The organism is Ruegeria sp. AK4, assembly GCF_056541025.1.
Genome location: NZ_JBQFXS010000022.1, coordinates 19859 through 46450 on the forward strand (window position 1 = coordinate 19859; position 26592 = coordinate 46450).

Annotated in this window: 28 protein-coding genes and 2 pseudogenes; 14 read left to right on the top strand and 16 right to left on the bottom strand. The window is 54.0% G+C overall.

The features are described from left to right. Positions 1-331: 331 nt before the first annotated feature. From ACR0EZ_RS22135 to ACR0EZ_RS22185, 11 genes are all read right to left on the bottom strand, one after another. A complete protein-coding gene (locus ACR0EZ_RS22135; RefSeq protein WP_480616970.1) occupies positions 332-694 on the bottom strand; it encodes a hypothetical protein in 363 nt (120 codons plus the stop codon). 505 nt (positions 695-1199) lie between these two features. Beyond that, positions 1200-1742, bottom strand: coding sequence for a hypothetical protein (locus ACR0EZ_RS22140; protein WP_480616971.1), 543 nt, complete (start codon positions 1740-1742; stop codon positions 1200-1202). Continuing rightward, positions 1739-2131 (bottom strand): PIN domain-containing protein, encoded by a 393-nt coding sequence (locus tag ACR0EZ_RS22145; protein WP_480616972.1) that lies wholly within the window; start codon positions 2129-2131, stop codon positions 1739-1741. The genes ACR0EZ_RS22140 and ACR0EZ_RS22145 overlap by 4 nt, the downstream gene beginning before the upstream one ends. Then, positions 2128-2385 (bottom strand): antitoxin, encoded by a 258-nt coding sequence (locus tag ACR0EZ_RS22150; RefSeq protein WP_480616973.1) that lies wholly within the window; start codon positions 2383-2385, stop codon positions 2128-2130. The genes ACR0EZ_RS22145 and ACR0EZ_RS22150 overlap by 4 nt, the downstream gene beginning before the upstream one ends. Before the next feature lie 175 nt (positions 2386-2560). Beyond that, entirely contained in the window at positions 2561-2806 is a 246-nt protein-coding gene (locus ACR0EZ_RS22155; RefSeq protein WP_480616974.1) for a hypothetical protein, read from the bottom strand. Between the two features lie 296 nt (positions 2807-3102). Next, entirely contained in the window at positions 3103-3645 is a 543-nt protein-coding gene (locus ACR0EZ_RS22160) for an RES family NAD+ phosphorylase (RefSeq protein ID WP_480616975.1), read from the bottom strand. Continuing rightward, positions 3642-4001, bottom strand: coding sequence for a hypothetical protein (locus ACR0EZ_RS22165; RefSeq protein WP_480616976.1), 360 nt, complete (start codon positions 3999-4001; stop codon positions 3642-3644). Before ACR0EZ_RS22165 ends, ACR0EZ_RS22160 begins: the two co-directional genes overlap by 4 nt. A gap of 230 nt (positions 4002-4231) precedes the next feature. Continuing rightward, positions 4232-4942, bottom strand: a complete 711-nt coding sequence (locus tag ACR0EZ_RS22170; RefSeq protein ID WP_480616977.1) for a hypothetical protein — start codon at positions 4940-4942, stop codon at positions 4232-4234. Positions 4943-4975: 33 nt separating this feature from the next. Beyond that, positions 4976-5779 (bottom strand): class I SAM-dependent methyltransferase, encoded by an 804-nt coding sequence (locus tag ACR0EZ_RS22175; protein ID WP_480616978.1) that lies wholly within the window; start codon positions 5777-5779, stop codon positions 4976-4978. 200 nt (positions 5780-5979) lie between these two features. Next, a complete protein-coding gene (locus ACR0EZ_RS22180) occupies positions 5980-6342 on the bottom strand; it encodes a nuclear transport factor 2 family protein (protein ID WP_480616979.1) in 363 nt (120 codons plus the stop codon). Between the two features lie 192 nt (positions 6343-6534). Continuing rightward, a complete protein-coding gene (locus tag ACR0EZ_RS22185) occupies positions 6535-7452 on the bottom strand; it encodes a LysR family transcriptional regulator (RefSeq protein WP_480616980.1) in 918 nt (305 codons plus the stop codon). Between the two features lie 101 nt (positions 7453-7553). Between ACR0EZ_RS22185 and ACR0EZ_RS22190 the strand changes: the two genes are divergently transcribed. Continuing rightward, a complete protein-coding gene (locus ACR0EZ_RS22190) occupies positions 7554-8420 on the top strand; it encodes an NAD(P)-binding domain-containing protein (RefSeq protein ID WP_480616981.1) in 867 nt (288 codons plus the stop codon). A gap of 467 nt (positions 8421-8887) precedes the next feature. Here ACR0EZ_RS22190 and ACR0EZ_RS22195 read toward each other — a convergent pair whose 3' ends face one another. Beyond that, a complete protein-coding gene (locus ACR0EZ_RS22195) occupies positions 8888-9220 on the bottom strand; it encodes a YegP family protein (RefSeq protein ID WP_480616982.1) in 333 nt (110 codons plus the stop codon). Between the two features lie 518 nt (positions 9221-9738). After that, a complete protein-coding gene (locus tag ACR0EZ_RS22200) occupies positions 9739-10083 on the bottom strand; it encodes a WGR domain-containing protein (RefSeq protein WP_480616983.1) in 345 nt (114 codons plus the stop codon). A gap of 81 nt (positions 10084-10164) precedes the next feature. On the opposite strand from ACR0EZ_RS22200, the gene ACR0EZ_RS22205 reads away from it, so the two are divergent. Both ACR0EZ_RS22205 and ACR0EZ_RS22210 read left to right on the top strand, forming a co-directional pair. After that, positions 10165-10815 carry an ankyrin repeat domain-containing protein gene (locus ACR0EZ_RS22205; protein ID WP_480616984.1) on the top strand — a complete coding sequence of 217 codons (651 nt, stop codon included), beginning with the start codon at positions 10165-10167 and terminating at the stop codon, positions 10813-10815. Positions 10816-10952: 137 nt separating this feature from the next. Next, positions 10953-11462 carry a nucleoside deaminase gene (locus ACR0EZ_RS22210; RefSeq protein ID WP_480616985.1) on the top strand — a complete coding sequence of 170 codons (510 nt, stop codon included), beginning with the start codon at positions 10953-10955 and terminating at the stop codon, positions 11460-11462. 195 nt (positions 11463-11657) lie between these two features. Here ACR0EZ_RS22210 and ACR0EZ_RS22215 read toward each other — a convergent pair whose 3' ends face one another. After that, the gene (locus tag ACR0EZ_RS22215) at positions 11658-12035 is read right to left on the bottom strand and encodes a winged helix-turn-helix transcriptional regulator (RefSeq protein ID WP_480616986.1); all 378 of its coding nucleotides are present in this window, start codon (positions 12033-12035) and stop codon (positions 11658-11660) included. A gap of 127 nt (positions 12036-12162) precedes the next feature. Here ACR0EZ_RS22215 and ACR0EZ_RS22220 point away from each other — a divergent pair, with 127 nt between their 5' ends. After that, positions 12163-12981, top strand: a complete 819-nt coding sequence (locus tag ACR0EZ_RS22220; RefSeq protein WP_480616987.1) for a nuclear transport factor 2 family protein — start codon at positions 12163-12165, stop codon at positions 12979-12981. A gap of 185 nt (positions 12982-13166) precedes the next feature. Then, positions 13167-14048 (top strand): alpha/beta fold hydrolase, encoded by an 882-nt coding sequence (locus tag ACR0EZ_RS22225; RefSeq protein ID WP_480616988.1) that lies wholly within the window; start codon positions 13167-13169, stop codon positions 14046-14048. A gap of 40 nt (positions 14049-14088) precedes the next feature. On the opposite strand, the pseudogene ACR0EZ_RS22230 reads toward ACR0EZ_RS22225, so the two are convergent. Next, positions 14089-14190, bottom strand: a pseudogene (locus tag ACR0EZ_RS22230) (IS110 family transposase); the annotation flags it as partial. Positions 14191-14457: 267 nt separating this feature from the next. Between ACR0EZ_RS22230 and ACR0EZ_RS22235 the strand changes: the two are divergent. From ACR0EZ_RS22235 to ACR0EZ_RS22250, 4 genes are all read left to right on the top strand, one after another. Next, positions 14458-16803 carry an arylsulfatase gene (locus ACR0EZ_RS22235; protein ID WP_480617005.1) on the top strand — a complete coding sequence of 782 codons (2346 nt, stop codon included), beginning with the start codon at positions 14458-14460 and terminating at the stop codon, positions 16801-16803. A 268-nt stretch (positions 16804-17071) separates the two neighbouring features. Then, the gene (locus ACR0EZ_RS22240) at positions 17072-17572 is read left to right on the top strand and encodes a ClbS/DfsB family four-helix bundle protein (RefSeq protein WP_480616989.1); all 501 of its coding nucleotides are present in this window, start codon (positions 17072-17074) and stop codon (positions 17570-17572) included. A gap of 202 nt (positions 17573-17774) precedes the next feature. Continuing rightward, on the top strand, positions 17775-18239 hold the full coding sequence (locus tag ACR0EZ_RS22245; RefSeq protein ID WP_480616990.1) for a GNAT family N-acetyltransferase: 465 nt from the start codon (positions 17775-17777) through the stop codon (positions 18237-18239). A gap of 194 nt (positions 18240-18433) precedes the next feature. Next, the gene (locus tag ACR0EZ_RS22250; RefSeq protein WP_480616991.1) at positions 18434-18763 is read left to right on the top strand and encodes a nuclear transport factor 2 family protein; all 330 of its coding nucleotides are present in this window, start codon (positions 18434-18436) and stop codon (positions 18761-18763) included. A 697-nt stretch (positions 18764-19460) separates the two neighbouring features. On the opposite strand, the pseudogene ACR0EZ_RS22255 reads toward ACR0EZ_RS22250, so the two are convergent. Next, positions 19461-19676: pseudogene (locus tag ACR0EZ_RS22255) on the bottom strand (IS6 family transposase); the annotation flags it as partial. A 254-nt stretch (positions 19677-19930) separates the two neighbouring features. Between ACR0EZ_RS22255 and ACR0EZ_RS22260 the strand changes: the two are divergent. From ACR0EZ_RS22260 to ACR0EZ_RS22280, 5 genes are all read left to right on the top strand, one after another. Then, on the top strand, positions 19931-20377 hold the full coding sequence (locus ACR0EZ_RS22260) for a universal stress protein (RefSeq protein WP_480616992.1): 447 nt from the start codon (positions 19931-19933) through the stop codon (positions 20375-20377). A gap of 337 nt (positions 20378-20714) precedes the next feature. Beyond that, complete coding sequence (locus ACR0EZ_RS22265) at positions 20715-21512, top strand: formate/nitrite transporter family protein (protein ID WP_480616993.1); 798 nt, start codon at positions 20715-20717, stop codon at positions 21510-21512. 167 nt (positions 21513-21679) lie between these two features. Next, positions 21680-22675 (top strand): HlyD family secretion protein, encoded by a 996-nt coding sequence (locus ACR0EZ_RS22270; protein WP_480616994.1) that lies wholly within the window; start codon positions 21680-21682, stop codon positions 22673-22675. After that, complete coding sequence (gene rbbA / locus ACR0EZ_RS22275; protein WP_480616995.1) at positions 22672-25368, top strand: ribosome-associated ATPase/putative transporter RbbA; 2697 nt, start codon at positions 22672-22674, stop codon at positions 25366-25368. Before ACR0EZ_RS22270 ends, rbbA begins: the two co-directional genes overlap by 4 nt. After that, positions 25369-26493: an ABC transporter permease gene (locus ACR0EZ_RS22280; RefSeq protein ID WP_480616996.1), complete on the top strand. Its 1125-nt coding sequence runs from the start codon at positions 25369-25371 to the stop codon at positions 26491-26493. Positions 26494-26592 lie beyond the last annotated feature (99 nt).

Sequence of the window (26592 nt, forward strand, 5' to 3'; positions counted from 1 at the left end):
TGTGAAGCCCGCAGTCGCTGTCGTGGCCAGCTCGATCGGTCTCGTCTTCAGCGATGCAGCGCAAATAAATACGCCGCCCTCGGTCGGTCTTGCTGGATGAACCGGGTCCGGCAAGCTAACGACACATTTGATCACGAACTGGTAGACGATGTCGTGACTTGCGGTTGAGGCGAAGCGGACGTTCGTGCAACCGGCTGACTCTGTAACGATGGGCTCAACTTAGACCTTTGCGGCAACTCAGCCAGACGTCGCCTGTAGTGATGCAGCGGGTCTACAACCGACCAAATGCCGGAGCACGGGAAAGGGCGACTTGCGCCGCCCTAACCTTTTGTTACTCGGTTACACCATCGTCGTCGCTCCGCTTCGGGAAGGCCACCATTTCGACACTGGGGAACATGCTGTGTTTGACGGTGATCGACTTGATTTCGCCAGAAACGTCGTCGGTGTTTGCGAAGAGAACCCCGCATCGGTCCCAGTAGTTCGTGCCATCTTTTTCGCCGGTTTTGACATTCAGTTTCAGAGTTTGAGTTGCCATTGTTAGATCCTCGCTTCTGAGTGTTTCGATGAACATGGGTTTTGCGGGCACTAAGGGGATGTCAGCGGCTATTTTGTTTCGCGATGCAGAGCTGGGCTTGTCCGGCTGCGGAAAATAGTCGTTGAAGCTGCTGATCTGTTGCCAGATCAGCAGTGCCATTCCCGACTGCTCACATATGTTCATCTTGAAGAAACACGGGGAGCGTGGATCTTCATTGGCAACGGGTTGAAGACTGTCAGTCCGGGTTAGTGGCACGAACTATTGGGGCCGATGCGAGCGAAAGGCTTGAACACCGGTCGACTTCTGATGACGGCGAAACCAAGTCGATCCATCACACGCGCATTGCTCAGATCCGCGAGCTGGTGGCCTTCCTGAAACGGATTGACTTGCAGGAGATTGGTAAAGTGCGTAGGGGCGCAAGTCGCCCTTTCCTGCCAGCGGAGGCGGAGAGCCGTTTGTGCCCTGGCGCCAGGGTTCGGCGATGCACCGGACGCAATAGCGGCCGTCACAGCGAAGCGGCCAGTCGGGCAGGCACATGGGGCAACGGCCCCGGGTGTCAAGCGGCACCAGAGGAGCATCCACGCCGGCGCAATGGCAAAAGAATGGCCCGACGATGCGGGCCATCAGTTTAACCGAAGGAAAGTCTGGAGGTATTGAAGCCAGATTAGCGCTTGCGGGCCCGATCCAAAACGCCGTCATGCGTGATCGCCGCAATCCGGTCGTCGGTACGTCGGGACATTTCGATCCCGTCGCCGGTCATCATGGCCTCCGCGTGCGGCGTCCATTTGAAAATGCTGCCATCCGCTTCAACATGGGTTTCATCCTCGGCGGACCGGCGCTTGATCGACCCGTCATGCCGGATTTCGATCATCGTGTTATCGGCCATACGGACGGTCACCGAATGATCGTCCATCGCAACACCCTGCCACCATTTGTCGGCATCACGACGCACAACGATCCGGCTGGGATGCAGTTTGATTTGCACATCCTGGGTGACTTCAACATCAGCGGCTTTGACGACAACAATGGCTTCCTGCTCGGCGATATCATCATGCAGTGACGCGCTGCCGTTCTTCGGAGGCCAAAGTTTCGGGTCGGAGCGTTCATTACCACTCTGGTCCTTGTGAAACGCGATATACATCTGCGCAGATTTCCACACGCGGCGGATTGCGTTCTCTGCGGCGGTTGGCGTGGTGACTTTGGTCATGATTGCCAGTCCTCATAGATCAGATTTTCAACCCGGCGAAACTCTTTGACGTTGTTGGTGATGAGCGTCAGGGAGCGCGAAACCGCCTGCCCTGCAATCAACAAATCATAGGCCCCTATCGGCGTGCCTTTCTTGTTCAGATCAGCGCGGATCAGGACAGCGGCTTTCGCATCCTCTACCGACAGGTCCAGCACCTCAAACCGGAGCGCATCGACGCGCGCAACATTCTCAGCAACTCTCGCGCTTTTGTATGCGCCCCAATAGAGTTCATACAAGACGACAGAGGGAACACCGAAATCACTAGGCACATGCTCGGACAAACGGTCAATCAAATCGCGATTGCCAGCGATGATCCCAATGACGGCGTTGGTGTCGAGGAGGAATTTCACTTGAACACATCCAGTTCCGGGCGGTCTTGCGGTGCCACATCTTCCTCGGCAGCCCGCGCGGCATCCTCATCGAGCGGCCCCAGCTCGTGCAACTCGTCCAACCATTCCCAATCGTTTTCGATGGGTTCAAGAATAACCTTTGAGCCTTCGGCCCTGATCCGCACTTCATCGGTCTTGAAGCGGAATTCTTTCGGCAACCGAACCGCCTGAGACCGACCGGTCATGAACACTTTTGCAACCGCTGTATCTGGCATTGTCACCTCCATTTGATATCTATCATTAATATATATCACCTTGCCACTCCATTCAAGCTATGGGTGAGTGAATGTCCGCCTCTATCGGCTGTTTTCCGCGTTCGCTTTCAACCTGTTATCGCCTGCAAGAACGTCATCGGAGTGGCAGGGCGCTTACGCGCCCCACCTGCGGTTTTCAGACCATGCCCTCGGGCACCCATGTGGCGATCCGCTTCTCAACCGCTTTGTTAAGCTGCATCGCCTCACGGGTCTCCGGGTCATTGAACAGCGCATCCAGCTTCTTGCGCTTTTCGCCCACCTTGAGGCTTTCGAAATTGTTGACCTGATGGTTGCCTGCCTTCAAACCCAGCACGGTTTTCCAGATGTCGTTAAGGTAAGGCCCGGCAATGCGGCTACGGATCAATTGAAGAAACTTAATCAAGCTGCGCTGCCTAACTGGGCGGCCCGAACCGGACCTTGAGCTATGTATTCAAATGCTGCAATTGCAGCCTGCATTGCTGCCATTCGCTACGGGCGCAACCAAAGTTGCCGCCTACTCCGCAGCATACTTTCAACTCATGGATCGATGCGGAGCGCCGTAACAGGGAAGATTGTCAGCAACGCGTTTGGCAAGCGTAACCCTCGCAAGACTATTCAACGCCACGTTCTTTCAGAATATCAAAAGAAAAGACGGGTTCGCGGACCATCAAGAAATCCTCGAGATCGGGGGGAGTGATCTTATTGCCAGGATACATCACTGTTCGGTAGATCGTCCCGGTGCAGAACCATCACCGCATTTGCTCTGCTTGACGGCAAATGGTCGACCGCATCCCAATCCCAAAGAACCAAGTTGATGTCATCAGGCGTGGCCCCTGATGCGAAACTGTTCACCAGGACACCGGCATAGCCATTGCCTTTCAGCCTTTCGGCTACATCATGGGTTGAAGGGATTAGTCCCTGGTGCATCTCGGATTCCCAGTTGTCATTGGCAATATCCTCCCAAGAGATGCCCAATGCCTGTCTTGTATCCCGGCTGGTAAGATCGACGATATGTTGACAATCTACTGCGAGAAAATAGAAGGTATATGGCTCTTGATTCAGGCTGAAGCGGACTTCGCGCGCGGCTGTTTCATGGGAAAGCGACGTATAGAGGGCGGGTACCCCGATCGGGTTGAACCGCCCGCCCCGTCGTGCAGCGCCCTCCCCTGATGTTGGCAAATATGACCAACGCGGTTTGGCAGCACGGATGACCGTGCGCCGTACCCGTATGGCATGTTTCAAGCGTAACCGCCTTCAAGACGCCGCAGGATATGAGACTTCAACGCCGCGTTTTCTCCGTCCTTGACGATTTCCTCGGGCGTCCGCCCGCCAAACCCCACAATGGGTTCAGACCGATACCAGGCATAAGCCATGAGCGAGCTTCCAACTGCCGGCGCAACAGCGTTCAGAATCTCGACCAGGTGACGCAACGATGTCTGAACTGAAACGGATGCTATTCGCTTCCGCCGAGACAAAGACTCCGGAGCAATGCCCAAGGTCTCACCAATCTCACGCTTGGTGGTTTTCAGGTGCCGGGCGAGACGATCCGGTGAGATCATCCGGTCTTCTACAAGATCACGTAATTCCATATCGATCACTCCTGATGCCATAATATAGTGGCAATTTTCTTGACAATCAAGGAAGCCAGATCCCATGCTTCGCGTTTCGTAGTGAAACGTTGGCCAGCCAGCCGCTCAATCGTACATAGAATCCGCGTTCAGTACACAACTCCCCTACCCTCGCTTTCTCAATCATTCGCCGGAGACAAACCGCTACACAGGTTTCCGGTGTTGCCCTCAAGCAAATGGCCGCCATCCGCGGCACCGCGCTAAGAATTCTTACGATCCTCCCATTCATCCCGCCTGGTTTTCTGAGGTATCAACAGAGTCCTGAGTTCCATTTCTCCGCGGTCAATCTTGTTCATAATCGACATCAGATATGCTCTATGGCTTCGTACTATTTCAACGCGTTGCAAAACATAACCTAAGACCATGAAGCGTACCGCTGGGGCATGTGATGATTTCATTGCATACCAAGCCTCTCCAAGCTTCATGTGGTTCGCTAATTGGTCCATTAGTTGATCACAATGCGCTTGATTTCGGGCGAACCGCAATTCTGAGCACAACCGAGGAAATGCGTGTTCCATTTGATCCTGGGTCACTTTCTTCCAATACTGATCTTCCTTTTTACTATTAGGATTCAGTGAGTGTTCTTTATGCCCCTCAATTTCGCCGTCGCCATCCCTCAAATTGGTGGGCTCGCAGGTTTCTGATGAGCGGTTTTCCACAGAGACACACTCATTTAACTCGTCCAGCAGGTTCTGAAGAACATCCTGTTGCGGTCGACGGCGTAGGATAAGTCGCGCCCGGACAAGTAGCTCCTGTACACCATCTGAGATGGCGTCTTGAAGCCGGGCCATCGCCACTGTGCACTCATAGGGAAAACGGGGAATGTCAGCTTCGACGCTTTGAACAGCCGCTCGTACGCGATGGGGCGAAATAGCGTTTCGAGCCCCTGAGTGACCGATGCTGCGCGTCAAACGAATGTCCGGACTACGAGATTTCTTAGTTTCCTAGGGCTTTGTGGCAATCTGGCTCACGTAAGACATAAAGCCGAAGAAGGTCTTTTCGGACACCCGACGTCTTGCTTCTGTCTTTAGTGCCTCCGCTGTTTCCGGGAACAGTAAACACTCTTCGACCATGCGATCCGCGCCTCGGTCAATAACAGTCAGGAAATATGTCGCCTCTCCTTCGGCGACGTATCCATGCCCTCTGCGCGCTCCAAGTTGAAAACCAGTCTTGGCAAGCATGCCGGACATTTGTCGCATAATCCAAAGATTGGTGACGTTTTGATTAATCATGAAACGGATGAGCTGATCGAGCGGGTCAAAATCTGCAATCTGCGCCGTCGCGGTGTCGTAGTCGCCGTCACAGACTGCCAACACACCGCCCGGCTTCAGGATGCGGAATGCTTCCTGAACTACGTCTTCGGGGTCAGGCACATGGCAGAGCAAGGTGTGCATCAAAACAAGGTCGAATGATGCGTCTTCAAAACCTGTGTTCTTGGCGTCGCCGATATCGAAATTGAGACGCGTATCATCGCCGAAGCTCTTTTTGGCCCGTTCCACCATAATCGGCGAGGGTTCGAGCCCATGCGCGGTTGATGCGCCAGCAAGGTCCAACAGGTCTTTAGTTACATGGCCGGTGCCGGACCCCAATTCCAACGCACTTGCATTGCTCGGGAGCTCTAAATCATTCAGATAGGCTCTGCGGATTGCTACCTGTGCAGGCTCAAGACAGCGGGCTTCCATCGCTGCTGCAATCCGTTCCTGAATCTCAGGATCTTGCGCTCCTAGATTAGAATATGGATCAGACATAGCTTCGCTCCTCGAAACACATCATGCGGCAGTACGCTAACCGTACTCCGCCTCGAAATCAAAAAAAGCAGACATTTGGGCAAGTCGGTCAACCAGCGGCTATGTCCGCTGAGCCGCTGTTGAACACGTCAGGCAAGCTTACGAACCTTACCGGAAACGTCGAATGACCGGTTCGAGCCCAACCTGTGCCTCCGCACTGTCTATGAGAGGCTTTGAAATGCCTTGAAGACAATCTGCCAGCGTCCTCGGTCCTTCAACAATGTAAGCGTGTCGCAAAACTTTCGTTGTCCCCATTGGTCGTGGACAACTGCGACCGCTGTCGCACCGGAAACATGCAACGACCTGATTTCCCAGTCCGGAACCGGGCCCGTAGGGTCGGGAGCAGCTTCTACACAGAATTCAGCGAACTTCTCTGCGCTATCCCATTGAAGTTCGCCATCAATCAGCCCCGACGACACAAATCGCGGATGAAAGGCCCCCGTTAGCAGTGCCTTATCGCCTCGATTGAAGCCGGTCACATACATTTCAATCACGGCCCGGATGGCTTCTTCCTCATTGCCCATTTTTGCATCTCGCGGATTTTTAGGAGTGATGCGGTCAATCGGTCGTAGCACTTGATGGCTACCAAGCTACTGTATCGCATCCCACCGCCGTTACCAATGACCGCTTCGTCCCGCATCTCAGAGGGTGCAAAGCTCATAGTGAAGGTCCGCTTCGGGCTGCTTCTATCCAATCGAGTTGAACACCAACAACGGTCAAACTAAATGAGCAGGCGTCCACCTGAAAAGGCTTTTCTCATATTCGGTAATTGAATTCGAAAGCCACTTCTGAAACACCTTTGCCGCTGGGCGAATTGCTCCAGGCAGCGTGACAAGGTGATAGCCGATCTGCGGGATTGGATCATCGAAAATCGCCACGAGATCTCCAGACTTCAATTCGTCAGAGATGAATGCCGGAACCGTTGCCCCGATACCATCACCTTGGCGGATTCCATCAAGCAGCATGTTGCCCGGCAAGCGAACAACTCTCCTATCTGCACCAGGTGGCACTCCAACCTTTTCCAACCACAGGTCAAATTCGACCGAAGCCTGTTCCTGAAGAAGAGTAAAGTCGAGCAACTCAATTGGGTCTTTGAGTACCCGTTCTCCAATCAATTCTTTTGCAGCAACCACTGTCAGACAGCCAGGTAGCAACATTTGCGACACCAGCCCCGACCAGCGCCCGGTGCCGTATCGAATGGCTATGTCAATGCCCCCTGGCTTGAGGTCGACAGCCTGGATTGTTGAGTCGATCCGAAGCTCGATATCCGGGAACTCCTGAACAAACGCCGATAGGCGCGGCATGAGGATTGCGCTTGAAAACATCGGTGTAGCACTGACCAACAGCGGGCGAACCGCCTCTGCATTTGATATGCTCTCAGTCAGGGACGCCATTGAGGCGAATGCTTCATGCAGACCCGCCGCTAAGAATTCTCCCTTTGCGGTCAGAGCGATACCGTGTCGCGTCCGAGTAACAAGCTGGGTTCCTAGATGCTGCTCCAGCCCTCGGATTTGTTGGCTGACGGCGGAATGGGTCACATTCAGTGCCGCTGCCGCGCGGGTCAAGTTTCTAAACTCTGCGGCGGCGGCAAAGGCTCTGAGAGACGTCAGCGAGGGTAACGCGTGCCAATCCATAAGTGAGAAAATCTAACAATACAGAAAAATTTACAACTACGCGATTTCTCGATTCTCACGCATGTTGACTGAAACACCAATGACCAGAACAGGAGGAAATCATGGCAACGCTTGCGGTACTGGGATTGGGCAACATGGGTTCGGCGCTGGCGCATTGCCTGCTCAAATCAGGTTACAGCGTCTGCGTCTGGAATCGGAAACCTGAAAAGACAAAATCGTTTGCAAAGGTAGGTGCAGTTATTTGCGCATTGCCAGAAGATGCTGTTGCAGCGTCTGATTTCGTCGTCGTCTGTATCAAAAGCCACAAGGAAACCGTCGATTTGGTCCGTGGGCTAAGTGTGTCTTTGGAAGGAAAAACAATTTGCGACATGAGCACCGGCGATACGTCCGATGCTGATTCACTGGTCTCATTTCTCATCGAAAAAAAGGCCGACTACATGCTGGGCATGATCAATGCATACCCTTCCGGCATTGGTAGCAGCGACACCACCATCCTTACCGTGGGCAGTGCCGGAACTTGGGATCGCTTCGGCGAAGTCATAAGGTGTCTTGGGGGAAAATCCGCTCAGATCGGTGAGAAACCCGCAGCTCTTGCAGCACTTTTTGCCGGTCTCTTCACTGTCCGGCAGGGGTTCATGTTTGGGATGATATACGGCGCACTGGTTTGCCAGAAAGCAGGTGTTCCGATGCAGGTCTATGCCGATCAACTCCCTGCCACGATCAAATTGGTAAATGACTACTATGATCTCTTTGCCCGAACTGTTCCGTCCGAGGACTATGACGGCGCTGAAGCCTCGTTGAAAGTTTACGCATTGGCCCAGGAGGACGCTTTAAAGACGTGCGTTTCTCTGAATGCACCGGCTGACTTTATCCGAATTATGCATGACCGCACAAAAGCCGCGTGGGAGGATGGATATGGAGACAAACAATTAACCTCTTTGGTCAAGCACATGACGGAAGCCTGTTGATATCGAAGGCTTACTGTCAAAATGGCCATTCGACTTGACAAACAATTGGCTGCAAAGTTGCGTACATGGGATTGCGAAGTTTCGTCGCCAATGTCCGGTTTGGGCTGCCTGCGGCCCTTTGGAGAAAAAATCGGATGGCCGCAAAGTCCCGCGAAGCGGCATTTGCAGAGTCTTGTTTTGAATGTCCAGGGTAGGGTGGGAAGCTGCCATTGCTGCACGATAGTGAACAGCGAGTTTCTTGCGCTTCTCAAATATTGAAAAACTTGGATCTAAATGCCCGCCGCGGATCGACAGCAGTCCTCATCCAGGTGACAAAACCGGTATGGTACGCAAATCCGCTCTCTGGAGGTTAGGCTCTGTTTCTACATTTTTGAATCCAGCGCGGTGCATATGATAATGTAATTCTTCACCACCAGTGCAGTGCTTCGGCGAGCGTGTTGCTCAGCCGAAGCTTAGTCTTTGTCAGATCAGGTCAGGTCTTCGACACGCGCGTCTGGCGCATTTCGTTTTACGGACTCAATTCCATTATCCCGAGCAGATGCACTGGTGTAGCTCTCGCTGGTGCCGATCACCTGACCGTTGCTGGCTTTGAGGTTAAACATATACCCGCCTGACGTCGTCTCCTTGCGCTCGTACCGGTCGTCATTTGGCGCATTTGTCTTCACGGACTCGATACCGTTCTCGGCACTTGCTTTCTGTACATAACCTTCGCTGGCTAAGATAATCTCGCCATTACCGGCTTTGAGCCGGAACCGGAACTCTCCCGCCTTGTCTTCATAAATTTCGAATTTTCCAGCCATGTGACCTACCTCTTTATTGTTGAACCAAAATTCGACACGACGTTGCTATGTTCGCCGGTTCGTCACAAGGCAAAAATACAAAAAATCCAAATCATCCAGTTGGTGAGTTGGGTTACGGAGTCCATAGTTTCAAACTAGTTGCTTAGAAAAGACGCGCAAAGGGCTCTGCGTTTTCGTTAGTCCGATTTTGTCCAGCCTTGTCATGACCGCATCGAATACAGATCACTTTTTCGCATCTTCGCTGCAAAAGAGATCGTACAGGACCTTAACAATCGCCAGCACTCGTTATCCGCAATCCTGTAATAGATGCTTTTCCCGTCGCGCCTTGACTTAACCGAGCCAGACAAGCGCAGACGTGTAAGCTGCCCCGGCTCGCATGAGACGATGCAGGGGCCGTTGTGTCAGGGAGATCATGCTGGGGTGTTCTGGGTAGAAGCCGGCACGCTGGCTGGAATCTAGAGCCTGGTCACGAGCCGAAAGGCTCGGGATTTGCTACGGAAACAGATTGCAACCCTAAGTCACTCTCCGACCGGGACGTAGCCTCGTCGGCGCTTTTGCAGTTCGAGGTTATGGAGTGCATCAGCAGCCTGGGCTTCGTTGTCATATGTCACCATCATGGCCTGCCCGTTTGTACCAATACGTCCCCAGGTACGAAGAACGGAAACATCGCCAAACAGCGTCGGCTGCAACTCTATGCCATAGAACCGCGCCATGTTGACGTCTGGATCCACATGGATCAGGTGGACAGGTGTGGTGTCTGTCAGTTCCATGACGCGACTGTCGGCAAACTCAGCCCGTCTGTCCAATGACATTTCGAAATCAATTCCCGTGAAAGGATTCTGATCCTGAATGGAAAATGACATCGAATGCATCCGCTACTACTATAGCTGACCAATATGTAGGTAATAGGATCAGCCATGTTTCGTTTTCTACTTTTTGCCTTCGTGACGGGTCTAGCCGCCAGCGCAAGCGCGGCGCAGACACCGCCTTCGGTTGATGAGGTCGCGCAATACGACGGTCTCTCCGCAGCCGCTCACACCGGCAACGAAGAAAGGATCCGGCAACTCGTTGCGACAGGGGCAAACGTCAACGCGCGGGACTCGCGGGGTCGCACACCAGCCCATGTGGCCGCCTTTGCTTCAGAGGACGAGGCATTGAGTACACTGGCTGAGGCTGGCGCCGATATGAATGCGTTAGAAGGTCAGGCTTACGACGTGGTCACGATCGCGGCCGTTGCAAACGATCCAGAACTGATGACGCTCGCAATCGAGTTGGGCAACGATCCCGGCCTTACGACCAGCCCTTATGAAGGAACGGCTCTGATCGCGGCCGCGCACCTTGGTCATGTTGAGATTGTCAGACGGCTGATCGCTGCTGGCGCGCCTCTGGACCATGTGAACAATCTGCACTGGACAGCAGTTATCGAAGCCGTTGTGCTTGGTGACGGCGGGCCGGATCATATTGCAGTTCTGGATGCACTGTTGGCAGCGGGTGCTGACCGATCGCTTGCCGATCGAAACGGAACTACGCCAATCGAACACGCTGAACTACGCGGATTTGCTGAGATGGCAGAACGGCTAAGAAAAGAGGATTGAGACCAGTCCAGCAGGCTGAAGCGGAGCGTTCCACCTCACACGTGCCGATGGCAGCTTGTATGAGACCAACCTCAAATCAAGTTCCTCTCGTAGCGGAGCGGGGACAGAGTTGAACACATCTCACAGGTAACGGCACAATGGACAAGATCAGAAAAAGTGAACAGGACTGCTACAGCACGCTCGCTTTCCCGAGGCGCAGCTTTCTCGCTGCATCAGGCATTGGCGCACTGACAATTGGATTGAGTGGCTCCGCTGTAGGCCAAACTTCCACAAGGGCGGACGACGCAATACCTCAACCAAGTGATCCCAAGGATGCCACATTCATGGAACGCGCTTTCGAAATGCGTCAGTATGCGATTGATCATGGAGATCAGGGGTATGGCGCAGTTGTGGTGCGCGACAACGTTATTATTGGCCAATCATGGAGCAGGGTCATCTTGGATCAAGACCCCACGGCCCACGCTGAAATGGCCGCGATCAGGGACGCGGCGCGTCGACTCAGTGACCGGGATTTGAGCGGAGCGGTCATGTACTCATCTTCCCGACCATGTCCCATGTGTGAAGCCGCGGCATACTGGGCTGGAGTCCGCCTCATGTTCTACGGCCGGAAAATCACGAGCGCAGGTTCCCCGAAGCTTTGCAGTTAGAATGGTTTTCAACCATCATCGAAGTTTCCTGTAGCGTTCGCTTTCCACGGTTGGAAGTCTCGACCCATTCTCGCCTTTGGTCGTTCAACGGCTTGCTGCCGTTCGCGGCGTGCGTGAGATTGAGGTTTCGCTGAACCCACAGTCTGCGCAACATTGCAACTATCTACCGTAAAGAGACATGTATCGGCTTTGAGGTCAGCTCGCCTGCTCGCGGTCAAATTGCATGCGGAATTTTCTGACTTCATCCATCTGTTCATGCGACCAGAAGACAAGTGGCTTCAGCATCTCGAGTAAGCTTCGGCCTAAAGGCGTCAATTCATAGGAAACAGCCACTGGTGGCCCGGGATCGACAGTGCGGGTCAAGTAACCGTCACGCTGCAATCCACGCAGGTTCTCGGTTAGCACACTTTGCGTGACGTCTCCGATGCAGCGTTTTAAGTCGCCAAAGCGTTTCGGCTCATCTTCCAGAGCTAGGATAATAATCATCCGCCATTTGCCGGTCACATTGGATAGCACGGAGCGGATGGAGCAGTTGGAAGCTTCTGCTTTGTTGGCAACACCAATAGGTAGCATATCAGTCTCTGGTATTATTTCGAAACTGAAGGACACCATAGCCCTGCATCAGGTTTTGCACAACAACCTAATCTATATAGCAGTAGCGTTGAGCATACCAAGTTAGTTTAAGGTACGTAATTGCAATGTGGTATGGTTTTGCTACCACGTATCGAGAGGATACGAATCAGAGGATAAAGCCATGTCTCCTAAAGAACTTGTAATCGCACTCTTTACCGCTGCCTTTGCCGATCACGATCCGGAAGCCGTGCGGCAACTCGTGACCTCGGATTACATCCAGCATAACCCACAAATCCCGACCGGAGCCGACGGGTTGGTTGGCCTGATACCTTTGGTCGAGCAATCCGGAATGATTGGCACAACCCATCGCGTCATCGCCGAAGGCGATATGGTGGTTCTGCACAGCACCTTTGAAAATGCTGATGCGTTTGGCGCACCGACCCTTGCCGCATTCGATATATTCCGGGTCGAGGACGGCAAAGTTGCAGAGCATTGGGACAATTTGCAGCCAGTTCCTGAAACGACGGTGTCTGGTCGGGGGATGACGGATGGCGCGACAGAGATCACCGATTTGGACAAAACAGAAGAGAACAAGGCGTTGGTTCTTGGGTTTGTTCGCGACGTCTTGGGTGGTGCCGCACCAGAGAAAGCCCCCGAGTATTCTGAGGTCTATATGCAGCACAATCCAATGCTTGCCGATGGGATTGATGGTCTGATGGATGGCACCAAGGCCTGGGCTGAACAAGGCAACGTCATAACTAAATTTGAGCCACAGATCGTTGTGGCAGAAGGCAACTTTGTCTTTGTCGCTTCAGATGCCACTGTCAGCGAGAAACCTTGGGCTTTCTTCGACCTGTGGCGCGTTGAGGACGGAAAGATCGTCGAGCATTGGGATGTCGTTTCGCCCACCCCTGCAGAGATGGCGCATGGGAACGGTAAGTTCTAAAAACCATAGGGGGATGGCGGGTCGGAGTTGGCTGACCCGCCCACCAAAAAAACCGGCCTTCGAATGGGCAGTCGCAGCAAGTACTCTCGACTCAAACCTGCCGTTCATCTTGCAAAGCCGCACCTGCAGTGCGGCCGGCGAAGCTGCCGTTAACAACGATGTTGGATTGCGCTATTTTTAGAACCATGCTCGATTTGGATGAAGCCAAGTCAGTAGAAGTGAACGGTGCCGTTCTTGCGACCTTCGAAAAGGGTGAAGGCGAGCCACTGGTTTTTGTGCATGGCAGCGCCTCGGACGTGCGCACTTGGTCCCAACAGCTTGGCGTTTTCTCGGAAAACTATCGCACGATTGCCTACAGTCGACGCTATCATGTGCCGAACGCTCCGATATCAATCGATGCCAGAGACCCTATCCAGGTGCATGTAGAAGATCTGGCGAGTTTGATCAAAGTAATGGATGCAGGACCGGCACACGTCGTAGGGCATTCGTGGGGCGGCCTTGTTTCACTCTTAGCGGCCCAGCAGGTGCCGGAGATGTTCCGCAGCCTCGTCCTCATAGAACCGCCTACTGTCTCAATGTACGTGAGTATTCCACCAAAGCCGGTCCAGTTGATCGGCCTTTTGTTCTCGGCGCCCCGACTTGCGCTCGCCATCATTAGGTTTGGCGTAGGCACCGTTGGCCCTTCTGAAAAGGCGTTTCGATCCGGCGACGATGAATTGGCAATTGAAACGTTTGGCCGAGGGGTTTTGGGTGACAGATATTTCGAGGCACTGTCGGAGGAACGCTACGCTCAAGTTTGGGATAACCGAGGGCCTGACAGAGCCCTCTCACTGTATCATGGCTTCCCCGATCTGATCGGAACATCGTTTTCGGACATCCATATTCCGGTTCTTCTCGTAGGCGGGGGTGATAGTCCGCACTTGTTCAGGCTGCTAATCGATGGACTTAGCGAGCGGCTGCCTGATGCGCATGTCGAAATCATCGAAAACGGGTCACACATGATCCACGAGGACGCACCAGATACCCTGAATACGCGGATCAAAGAGTTCCTTGCCAACGGCGGCTGAGGGCTCACAGCCAACCTGAGATGCAGTGCCAAATCTAAACCGCTTCAGCTATCGCCTCAGCATCTTTGTAATCGTTCTTCTGGCCCTTGATGAAAGGCTTCACATAGATCGCGGGAATGATCCTTGGCTCAATGCCCATCTTACGCAGCGTCCGGCTTACGAAAACCCAAAGTCCATCCCAGAAAGCGACAAATGAGACGACGGGCTCATTTGAAATGCCCATCTGGCGCGAATTGTATCGCTAGGTTGATCGATAGTCGCAAGTTAGTAATCTGATTTTTAGTTTCAGTTTTTTGTGACAAAACAAACTATTCCATGGGAGGATTGATTGATGATCTATCGTTTTTTAACTGCTGGAGCGATTGCGGTTTTGGGTGTGTTGCCAGCGGCCGCGCAGGATGCTCCGGAGATGAAGGAACCTTTGGGTTATCCAGGGTTCAACGGGAAGATTGAGCTGGACGTCCGGGACTCCGAGTCAGATTGGACACCCTTCACTCCCAAAGCCGCACCAGAGAGTGCCCCGAACATTCTTTTTGTTCTTTACGATGACACGGGACTTGGTGCTTGGTCACCTTATGGTGGCAAGATCAACATGCCCACGATGGATGATCTCGCGGCTCAAGGTCTGACCTTTACCCAATGGCACACGACTGCACTGTGTTCGCCAACACGCTCAACCCTGCTGACAGGACGCAACCATCACCTGAACGGGATGGCGGCAATTACAGAAACGGCCGACGGGTTTCCAGGGGCAAGCGGCAGGCTGCCCCCGCAGGTGACAACAATTGCTGAAGTTTTGCAGGCCAACGGGTATAGTACGTTCTGGATCGGTAAGAACCACAACGTGCCCGAGCAGGATGTTGCCTCGGGGGCCAGCCGCACGGAATGGCCACTGAACCAGGGGTTTGACCGTTTCTATGGTTTTCTGGGGGGCGAGACCAATCAATGGTATCCGGACCTGGTTGAAGACAATCGTTTCATCGAACAGCCCTATGGTCCCGAAGATGGCTATCACCTGTCCAAGGATCTGGCAGATCAGGCAATAACGATGCTGCGCGATCAGAAGGCCACGAACCCCTCCAAGCCCTGGTACATGTGGTTCAACCCCGGCGCCAATCACGCACCACATCAGGCTTCGACGGAATGGGCGGATAGGTACAAGGGCGTGTTCGACGAGGGTTACGACGTCTATCGTGAAGAGATCACGCAAGCGATGATAGACAAAGGGATCGTTCCGGAAGGCACGGTGAATACCGAACTGAATTTCATGCCCGAAGACGTCGCCAACCCTGACGATGCCGTGCGGCCCTGGGACTCTCTGAATGACGATGAGAAGAAATTGTTCGCGCGGATGGCCGAAGTTTATGCCGGTTTCTCTGAATACACAGACAGCCAGGTCGGGCGGATCATCGACTATCTGAAGGAAACCGGTCAGTACGAAAACACGCTGATCATCTATGCCGCCGACAATGGGGCCTCGGGTGAAGGCTCGCCCAATGGATCAGTGAACGAGAACAAGTTCTTCAACGGTTTCCCGGATGAGCTGGAAGAGAACATGAAGTATCTCGACACCTTGGGCAGTCCGGACACCTACAACCACTATCCGACCGGATGGGCCGCAGCCTTCTCAGCGCCATTCAAGATGTTCAAGCGGTATTCGAACTATGCCGGTGGCACCAACGACCCGCTGGTCATCTCATGGCCAAACGGCATCAAGAACGGTGGTGAGATCCGGCATCAGTATCACCATTCGGTCGATATTGTACCTACGATCCTCGAAGTTACCGGGCTGGAAATGCCGAAGTCGAAAAATGGTGTGGATCAGTATCCCCTGTCCGGTGTGTCGATGGCCTATACGTTTGACGCCAAGCCGGACGATCCCACCCAGAAGGAGGTGCAATACTACACCATGCTGGGCACCCGTGGCATCTGGAAGGATGGCTGGAAAGCGGTTGCCGTTCACGCTCCGCTAACAGGAACCAGCAACTTCGACAAAGATGTGTGGGAGCTTTATCACGTGGATGTCGACCGGTCAGAATCCAACAATTTGGCCGAACAGGAACCTGAAAAACTACAGGAACTCATTCAGGTCTGGTTCGACGAGGCTGCGAAGAACAACGTCCTGCCGCTGGATGACCGCAGCGCGGTTGAAATCCTTGGGATCGACCGCCCCACCGCCGAGCCGCCACGTGACACCTACGTCTATTATCCAAACACAACATGTGTGCCGGAAGGCGTCGCCGTGAATATCCGTGGGCGCGATTACAAAATCCTTGCCAACGTCGAGATCGAAGATGCCGACGCAGGCGGCGTGATCTTTGCCCACGGTTCGCGTTTTGGGGGTCATGCATTGGTCGTGAAGGACAATAAGCTGTACTACACGTACAACTTCCTTGGTATTCAACCTGAGCAGATCTTTGAGTCCGATGTGGAGCTAGAGCCCGGCGCTTATACTCTTGGCATGGAGTTTGACGCGACCGGCACTGGCGACAACGGTGAGGTCTTGGGCTCGATGAAGCTTTACATCGACGATCAGGAGGTCGCCTCAGGTGATATGCGCGCCCAGTCGGGCAAGTTCACACTGTCAGGCGATGGGTTGTGCATCGGGTACGACAGCGGCGACGCAGTTAGCAAGCTCTACACCACACCCGGAGAGTTCGAGGGCGGGATCATTCAGAAGGTTGCTGTTTCGGTGTCTGGTGACAGCTACGAAAGCATGGAAGCGGCTGCAAAGCGCATGCTTAAGCGACAGTAGATATTGATCTCATAAGGTCCCAAAGCGCTGTAGAGCTATTCACTTCGCTTTTTGCCTGGATAGCAGACGTTTCAACGCTGAGCGGAACAAGAAAGTAAGGGCTCGGTGCGGACATTCAAGAGTTCACACTGAGGAGGCAATGTCCGGAATCGGAACGAAGTGAGCTGTCGCTGCATTGGCGCGAATAATCGCAATGGCCTCGCTGGAAAACTTGGTTTCGTTGAGCCAGATCAAGAAACCGATCGTCTGGTTTGACTAGTAGTGAGTCATGTCAGCAGCAATGAACAAAACCGATTTGCTTGCCCAGTTCGATAAGGATTTAGCCAAGCTAAGCAAAACGCTCGATGGCGTCGACGAAACAAATGCATCTTTGTCGGCCCCTGATGACGACACCACGATCAAAGGTGTAATCGCGCATCGCATCCATTGGATGGGGATGTTCCACGAGTGGTACGAAGACGGCGTTGCGGAGCGCGAGGTGCATGTGCCAGCTAAGGGCTACAAATGGAACCAGCTCAAGGAATACAATGCTCCGCTGTATGCGAGAGGCAACGAAACTCCTTGGGTGGAACTGCTCTCGGAATTCGGGGCCGCTTGCGACAAACTGCGTCACTTTGTTGAGACTCAAGATGACGCCTTGCTATACACCAGTTGCGTGTTTCCATGGACCGGCAAATGGACCCTTGGTCGGTTTGCCGAGGCGTCCGGTCCATCACATTTCCGATCCGCCAATACTTACATCCGAAAGGCGCTGCGTAGCGCTTGCTGAGGCTAATTCTCCTCGCCGCACTTTTGACCTTCAAGATTATGAAATACCCGTGCGGCGGGACAGAGGTACACACGGAAGACGCACCATGACACTGACTATTCGCAAAGCGAGGCCGGACGATGCGCCCCTACTTGTACGCGTCGTGGATATGGCAAGTGACGGAGTAGTGCCTACGCTCTGGGATGAGATGGCCCCTCCGGACATGGACGGCATCGACGTCGGGCGCGCAATTGTTGCCGCAAAAGCTGGTGAATTCAGCTATCGAAACGGGTTCATTGCCGAATTTGATGGTGCTGCATTGGGCGGACTGATCGGTTACGTTCTCCCGACCACGCCGCAACCGGTAGGGCCTGACGTTCCCGAGGAATTTGTCTGCGTCGAGGAACTCGCGGGGCTCGCGCCGGGTCATTGGTACATCAATTTTATGGCCGCCTTGCCCAACGGGCGAAGGCAAGGCATCGGCGCTGCCTTACTGAACAAGGCTGAGGAGCAGGCACGTGAAGGCTCTTGCCCAGGGCTCGCGCTTATCGTTGCCGCCACAAACACAAACGCTTTAGGCCTCTATCGGCGGGCAGGGTACACCGAGCGCGCCCGGCGACCGTTCGACCTGTCTAGATTTGGCGAAGAGCCAACTGAAGCTTTGCTGATGGTAAAGGAACTCGATTAGCCATCTGAGCGCCACCGAGTGTGAGTTTCGGCCTTTGCCTGTCCTGACAAAGCGCTTTTTCGCGCTGAGCAAAAACAAACAACTTGATTGAAAGACCGCTCGCCGGCAGCATGAGGCGGCAAGTTCCCAAAAAGAAGATAAAAGTCGGAAAACCTTGATAGCAAAGGCTGAAGTACTGTTCCGGTCACCAACACATGATACGTGCCTCACCTGAACTGCTATCCATTTCAAGACGTTGGTTTGAGATACTCAGAACCAAGCTAAACACAGACGAACTGAGTAGTTTTCTTTCGAGCGCTAGAGAATTGCGGTTCATCCGAACCGGAGACGACGAGTTTTGGAGCGGTCTAGCCGCTCGCAAAGGAGTCAGTAAGCTCTTTGCAGAAATCCCAGCGCCGACAGTCTTTGAGGAACTTGAAGCCGAAGCTTTCGAAAACGGAGAAACAGGCTGGTCATCCTTTCTTCATAGGATTACCGCCATGGCGTTCAACTACGTCAACAGCTTCCGCGAAGTAATCGTTTAGTATTGCCTTGAAGCACGGAGTTACTCTGCATTGGTTTACGCAGGTGGAATTAAACAATCTCTGGCATCCAATGTCTTCACTGGGTCTTCTGGGCCGCACTGCTCCCCAGAAATCGGATAGGTATCGCTACTTTTTTCACATGCACCAAGAACCACAAGACACACCAAAAAGAATACGGCGACAGTATTTTTTAGCATGGCACTTCTCCTTTTCCGCTCGCATTCAAATAAGCTTGGGACAACGAAACAGTCCATGACATGGATCAATGGACTCAGGGGTTCGTTGTTAGTGCTGCAAGTACCTGAAAGACGGTAATCCGATGCGATCAGAGCCGCTGTTGCAAACGTGGACAATGGTATCTGCCGAGTTTGTACCGCGCGGATTTTTTACGAGTGCAAAATCAAACCTGGTCCAGAAGATAAGCCCTGAAGGATGTCGAAAAGGTCTCTAGTTGCTGACTGCTCTTTGAGCGCCAAACTAAGTGTAATATGTCTACGCGAAAGGCTACTGCCCGATCCCAAATGAACATAGTTTTCTTGTGGATGCCCCGTTTACATCAAGCGAGTTCAGAGCATTGGAGCGTCTGATTGGGTGCAGTCATGTGTCCGGCCTCTGACCTGCCGAAACACTGTCGGCGGAACCTTATGGAGATGCGAAGCCTTCCGCGCACACGAATATATGTATCGTCCATGCGTCAGGAACTCAGCGTTGTTCGTTTCTTTGATTGCGCTCTGGCTGTGAGTATCGTTGAATACTTCACGACCCACCTATTGAGAGTGGCGTTGTCCACTTTCACGCCGCGTTCGGCCATGATCTCTACCAAATACCGATACGACTCTGTGTACCGCAAATATAAGTACACAGCGTACAAAACTGCATCCTTGGGGAAATCGAAGCCTTTCAAAGAGATCATGCTAAAACTTGTCAAATAACCATACGCTGAGAACAAAAGTCGCTCGTCGATCCAGTCAGGAGGTTTGCGACACATCCCTTTGGCATGACCCACTTGCAAACCCAGCGAATTTAAAAGTTGGTTCAGGTCCCATGGAGCCACTGGAAATGGACGGACGACTGCGCTCGAATTTGCAGCGAGAAATGTTGATTTGTGTCAAAGCTGTTTTGCGCAATTTCACCCATACTAAACCCTCATTGAGGAGGTAGCGCGATATGTTCAAAACGATCGTGGTTGGCTTGGATGGATCGGAGGCGTCAGAAGCAGCACTGCGCCTTGCCTGTGATATCTCAAGCAAATATGGCTCCCAGATTCACCTGGTTCATACACCTCAGCCGCAAACCGTGGCGTTCGCAATGGGCGCGGTTGCTGGTTATCACGCGGTCACGACAATGCCTTCAGACGAAGAGGTGCAGCTGGCAGCCGACAAGATCATTTCCGCGGGTAAAGAGATTGCCGAAGAGTACAATCAGGCGGTTTCTCAAGCGCATATCCAACGCGGTGATCCGGTCGACGAGATCATTGCATGCGCCGAGCAATGCACGGCGGACCTGATTGTGACGGGCCGCCGCGGATTGGGTAGCATAGGTAGCCTAATTCAAGGGAGCACCTCTCAAGGCATCAGTCGCAATGCCACTTGTGCGGTATTAACCGTTGCCTAGGCTTCAAACTTAGTCCCAAATCGGCGCAAAAACGATGACAATCCTAAAGCTTTGCATTGAAGTCTCGTGACAGAACTAAGATTCGATAGCTACTCCGTGACGCTGAATTCCCGACCGCGCAAATGGAAAAATACTTACGCTGCTTGAGGTTAGCGGCATGAAAGCGGGAGCTAAAAAAGGGCTCATGGGTGCTTCTGGACATGACCGCGCACCAAATTGTGTTAGGCGACAATACCCAAACCACGAGTGAGCTCCCGTTTTTTGCGCACCAGTTTCAGGTCAGAAGACATGCTGTGAACCCCTGCTACGTAGATCCGTGCACACTATGGAGCCCCACATGAAAACACCGGCCTCGTTCGATGCCCACAAACCCGCTGAAATCGCGGCGTTGGTTGAGACTGCCGGAGTCGCAAAGGCAAAATTGCCAGTGGCGCCCATGTTCGTTCTTGCGATGCTAGCCGGAGCGTTCATAGGGTTTGGCGCAGCGGCCTATACGATGGCGGTCACGGGAGCAGACAGCGCTGTGGGGCCGATCCGCGTTCTGGGTGGAGCAGTATTTTCTTTAGGACTTATCCTGGTGATCGCAGGTGGGGCAGAGTTGTTTACCGGTAATGTTTTGATGGTGATCGCAGCGGTCGACCGCAAGATAGCGCTGCGGCTGCTGTTCCGAAGCTGGGGCATCGTCTACGCCGGAAACTTCACGGGTGCCGTCGGGCTTGCATTTGCCTTCGCCCTGACCGGCCTGCTTGAGGGTCCGATGGGCAGCACTGCCATGAGGATCGCCGATGCCAAAGCAGGGTTGGAACCGATGGAGGCCTTCGCCCGTGGCGCATTGTGCAACGGGCTGGTCTGCCTGGCCGTGTGGCTGTCTTTCGCCGCCCGCAGCGTTGCCGGCAAAGTCCTGGCTGTCTTATGGCCCGTCACAGCATTTGTGCTGCTGGGGCTCGAGCATTCGATTGCGAACATGTATTTCTTCCCGCAGGGCTGGGCGGCGGGGGCAACTGTGCCGATTTTCGCCGCAGCGACCAACCTATTGTGGGTCACTCTTGGCAACATTGTCGGCGGGGCGGGAGGAGTGGCCCTGGCCTATTGGTTTGCTTTTCTTGGCAGTACCAAACGGTATCCTTCGAAATAGTTCAGATTATGCTATCACCGCTCCACACAAGCGCTCACACGGAACCACGGCTCGGACCAAGGTTATGATAGCACGCGGCGATGAGAGCGTGGCTTGATCCAACGCAAGGCCTTCGAGCCGGCGGCGCGATAGACTCACTGTCGAACGCAACTATTTCGCGCAAAATCATGAAGAAGTACTCACTCGTTTATCTTGCACTAGCGGCACTCGTGATCGCGGGTACACTCCTATATTCCATTGTCTCAAACAGCGGTGACCAATTGCCGGATGGTTTCGCTCAAGGAAATGGGCGGATTGAGGCAGCGCAGGTTGAGATTGCACCCACTATTGCTGGTCGTGTCTCGAATGTCTTAGCCGTTGAAGGCGCGATGGTTGCCAATGGCGATGTTCTGGCGGTGATGGATACAGATGAACTGTCCGCCGCGCTGGACCGGGCCAAGGCAGAAGTGGCCCTTGCGCGTCAAACACGGGCAGAGGCGGAGGCGCTGGTCCTGCAACGCCAAAGTGAGCGACGCCGTGCTGCCCAAGAACTCGAACGTGCTACAGCGCTTTTGACGGGGCAAAACATCTCTGAAACTGTTTTTGAAGAGCGCGAAACTATCCATCAAGTTGCCACCGCAGTTTTGGGTGCTGCCAAAGCACGCGTTGCAACTGCGGAAAGCAGGATTGCCGCCGCTGAGGCGGAAGTACGCCGGATCGAGGCAAAGATTGAAGACAGTTCGTTGCTGGCACCGATGCCCGGGCGCGTGCTCTATCGTCTTGCAGAGCCCGGCGAAGTCGTTGGTGCCGGTGAACCTATCCTGACCCTTCTCAGCCTTGAGAAAGTATATATGGAGGTCTTTCTTCCCGCGCGTGAAGCCGGGCTTTTGCCCATTGGTGCCGAGGCCCGCATAGTACTCGACGCATTGCCGGAATACGCGACACCTGCCTATGTCAGCTTTGTCTCTCCCGAGGCGCAGTTTACACCCAAACAGGTCGAGACTCTGGATGAGCGCGAGCAGCTTGTTTTCCGAGTCCGCGTACGTATCCCAGAGGACCTGGTTGAAAGCCGGATCGAACATGTCAAAACAGGTCTTCGCGGTGTCGCCGTGATCCGGATCGATAATGGCAGCACCTGGCCTGAGGCGTTCGAACAGCCAATCCCGCAAGAGTTATTCGAATGAGTATCGAGGCCGACGCGTCGGAATTCCGCATTGCCGCGGTCACGCACAGGTATCGCAAACTCATTGCGCTCGACTCGATATCTCTGAATCTTCCAACCGGAAAGCTGATTGGCTTCATCGGACCGGATGGTGTGGGGAAGTCCACCTTGCTTGGATTGACCACGGGAGCAAAAAAACTGCAATCCGGTTCGATTGAGGTTCTTGGCGGTTCGATCAACGAGCCTGCGCATCGGCACCGCATCTGTCCTGCGATCGCTTTTATGCCGCAAGGGCTGGGACGAAACCTCTATTCCGAATTGTCGGTGCGTGAGAATCTGGAATTCTTCTCGGGCCTTTTTGGCCAAGGTCACGATGAACGTGATGCCCGGATCGAAGCTCTTTTGACGGCAACCGGACTTGCACCATTTGAAGACCGCCTGATGGGCAAACTCTCTGGGGGGATGAAACAGAAGCTGGGTCTTTGCTGCGCATTAATTCATGACCCTAAGCTACTGGTGCTGGATGAACCGACAACCGGGGTCGACCCATTGTCGCGTCGACAGTTCTGGGCTTTGATCGACGCGATCCGAACCGAAAACCCGGCGCTCTCGGTCCTTGTGTCCACGGCATACATGGAAGAGGCTGAAAGCTTCGATTGGATCGTCGCGATGGATGATGGGCGTGTCATCTTTGAGGGAAAACCCGAGCAAATAAAGGGAGAGGAGAAGGACCTTGAAACCGCTTACCGGCGCTTGCGGGCCCAGGGCACCTCTGACTTGGGGTCAGATCAAATATCAATTCAACAAATCGAAACTGACCCGGTTATCACCGCGCGTGGATTGACGCGGCGCTTTGGTGATTTCACAGCCGTCGACAGCGTCGATTTCTCAATCAATCGCGGTGAGATCTTCGGGTTCCTGGGATCAAATGGCTGCGGCAAGTCGACGACCATGAAAATGCTGACCGGTTTGCTGCCGGCCAGCGCAGGCGAAGCACTGTTGTTCGGCAGGCCCGTGGACGCGCGCAATCGAAACATGCGCCGCGAGATCGGGTATATGAGCCAGGCATTCTCGCTTTACGGTGAATTGTCGGTGCACCAGAATCTCCAGCTTCACGCCCGCATTTTTGCTATACCGGATCGCGAGGCACGCATCTCGGAATTGACAAAGCGTTTTGGGCTAGGCGCGCATCGGGACACTCTGGCCGCCGCGCTGCCGTTGGGAATCAAACAGCGTCTGTCCTTGGCAGTTGCTGTGATCCATCGCCCCCGCGTGCTTATTTTGGATGAACCGACATCAGGTGTGGATCCCGAAGCGCGGGACGCGTTCTGGGCCTTGCTGGTCGAACTTTCGCGCAAGGACAAGGTGACGATCTTTGTCTCGACCCATTTCATGGCCGAGGCGGAGCGCTGCGACCGGGTGTCCTTCATGCATGCTGGCCGCGTTCTTGTGGAGGGTGCACCTGATGACCTGATGACCGCCGAAGGGGCCGACACGTTGGAAGATGCCTTCATCTCCATTCTTGCAGCAGCAGAGCAACCCGCACCCGTTGCGGCTCCAAAAATCGATGTGACAGCTAGGGCAAGAAAGGCAAGAGGCGGGATAAGGCGCGCCCTGGCATATACGCGGCGCGAGACGGTCGAAGTCGCACGAGACCCGGTGCGATTGGCGTTTGCGTTTCTGGGTTCGGCCATTCTGATGCTGGTGTTTTGCTTCGGTATCACGCTCGACATTGAAGAGCTTGATTTTGCCGTGCTTGACCTCTCGCAAGGGCCGGAGAGCCGGAGCTATGTGGTAGAGTTCTCAGGTTCGTCCTACTTCCAGCCCACACCCGCCTTGGAGAGTGCTGCGGAAGGGCGTGAGCGCCTGCAGGCAGGAGATGTCTCGCTGGTCGTCGAGCTGCCACCGGACTTTGACCGCAAGCTGCGCACTGGCGAGCCAACCGATGTGCTTGCGATTGTGGATGGAGCCATTCCTTTCAAAGGGGAAACGGTTGAAGGATACGTGGCGGGGCTGCACCAGACCTTTCTGGAAGAACAGGCGCGCAGAAACGGTGAACGCCAGATCGAAGTTGCCCGGATCGAGCCTCGGTTTCGCTACAATCAGAGCTTTGAGAGCATCGCCGCGATGGCCCCTGCTATGCCCGCGATCCTTCTCATAATGCTGCCAGCCGTTCTGATGGCAGTCAGCGTCGCGCGAGAGAGAGAACTGGGGTCCGTCGTAAACTTTTATGTAACCCCAACAACGCGGCTTGAGTTCCTGATCGGTAAGCAAATCCCTTACATCTTCATCGCATTCGCAAATTTCCTCTTGCTGACCGGAATGACCATTTATGTCTTCGATGTCCCACTTAAAGGAGATCCGATCCCGTTGGCGTTAGGCGCGCTTTTGTATGTTTGGGCGACAACGTCTTATGGGCTACTGGTTGCCACCATGACTTCCAGTCAGGTTGCAGCAACGTTTGCTACAGCCATTGCCTCGGTGGTTCCAACCATCCAGTTCTCGGGGTTGCTGCAACCTGTCTCCACGCTTGAGGGGGGTGCACAGATGATCGGCTCGCTTTGGCCATCCTCCTATTTTCTGCACCTGAACGTCGGTGCGTTTACCAAAGGTCTGGGTTGGGAAGCCCTCGCGCCGGACATACTGGCGCTCGCCTGCTTCGGGCCGGTGCTGACGCTGATCGCAGCTCTCTGCCTTCGCGCTCAGGAGAAGTAAATGCAGCGTCTCTCCTGCATATTCTGGCTCGGCCTGAAAGAAGTGATGAGCCTACGCCGCGACTGGGTGATGATGGCCTTGCTTGTCTGGTCATTCACGCTGGCACCGATCATGGAGGCGACTGGAGTTGCAAACTCCGTCAACAACGCCTCCATCGCATTTGCGGATGAGGACAATTCTCCACTCTCCAGAGCGCTTTCCACCGCGTTTTTTCCGCCGGAGTTCCAGCAAGTCGTCCAGATCGAGCCGGGAAGCGGTCCTGCACAAATGGATGCAGGGAGATTCATCTTTGTGGTCGCCGTGCCGCCGGGTTTCGAAAAGGATCTGCGCGCAGGGCGAAGGCCAGAGATTCAGGTTCTGATCGACGCCACGGCTATGGAGCAGGCCGGTATAGGTGCAAATTACATCTCCAATATTCTAAGCGCCGAGATCTATCGTTTCGCGGTTGGTGTCGATCTCGTTAATCCCCCCTCAGTCAATGTCATTCTGAGAAGCGCATTCAATCCAAACAGGGATACGGTGCGGTTTGCAGGTATCGTTGCTTTGATCGGGCAAATCATGTGGCTGACGACTATTTTGACCGGGGCAGCGATGATCCGCGAGAGAGAGCACGGAACAATCGAACATCTGCTGGCCATGCCATTGGCCCCATTCGACATCGCGATGGCCAAGATCTGGGCAAACGCGGCCGTTGTTCTGGTTGCCGCCGGCCTGTCGCTGATATTTGTTATGCAGGGGTCATTGGGCATCAGCATCGCCGGGTCAACAACACTTTTCCTGTTTGGCACGGCCCTGTTTCTGTTTACCGCGACGGCACTTGGGGTTTTTCTGGCCACGCTCGCACGCTCGATGGCACAGTTTGCGCTCCTGGTGATGTTAATTGTCCTGCCAATGCTGATGCTATCGGGCGGAGAGACACCAATTGAAGGCCAACCGGCTTGGTTACAGGCTGGTACGTTGTTCCTACCGTCGCGCCACTACATGTCAGCAAGTCAGGCGATCGTCTTCAAAGGAGCCGGTCTCGAAGTGGTATGGCCTGAATTTGTTTGGATGGCTGTTCTGGGTCTCGCCCTATCGATAACAAGTTTGATGCTGTTTCGGCGTTCGGTCGCACAAGTGAGCTGACAAAAATCTGCAGTTTACGCTGTGGCCAGGCTCAGTGCCTAAAAGTATCGGCCTTTGCCGAATGATCAAGTTTTCAGCACCAATCGGGGCAACCGCATT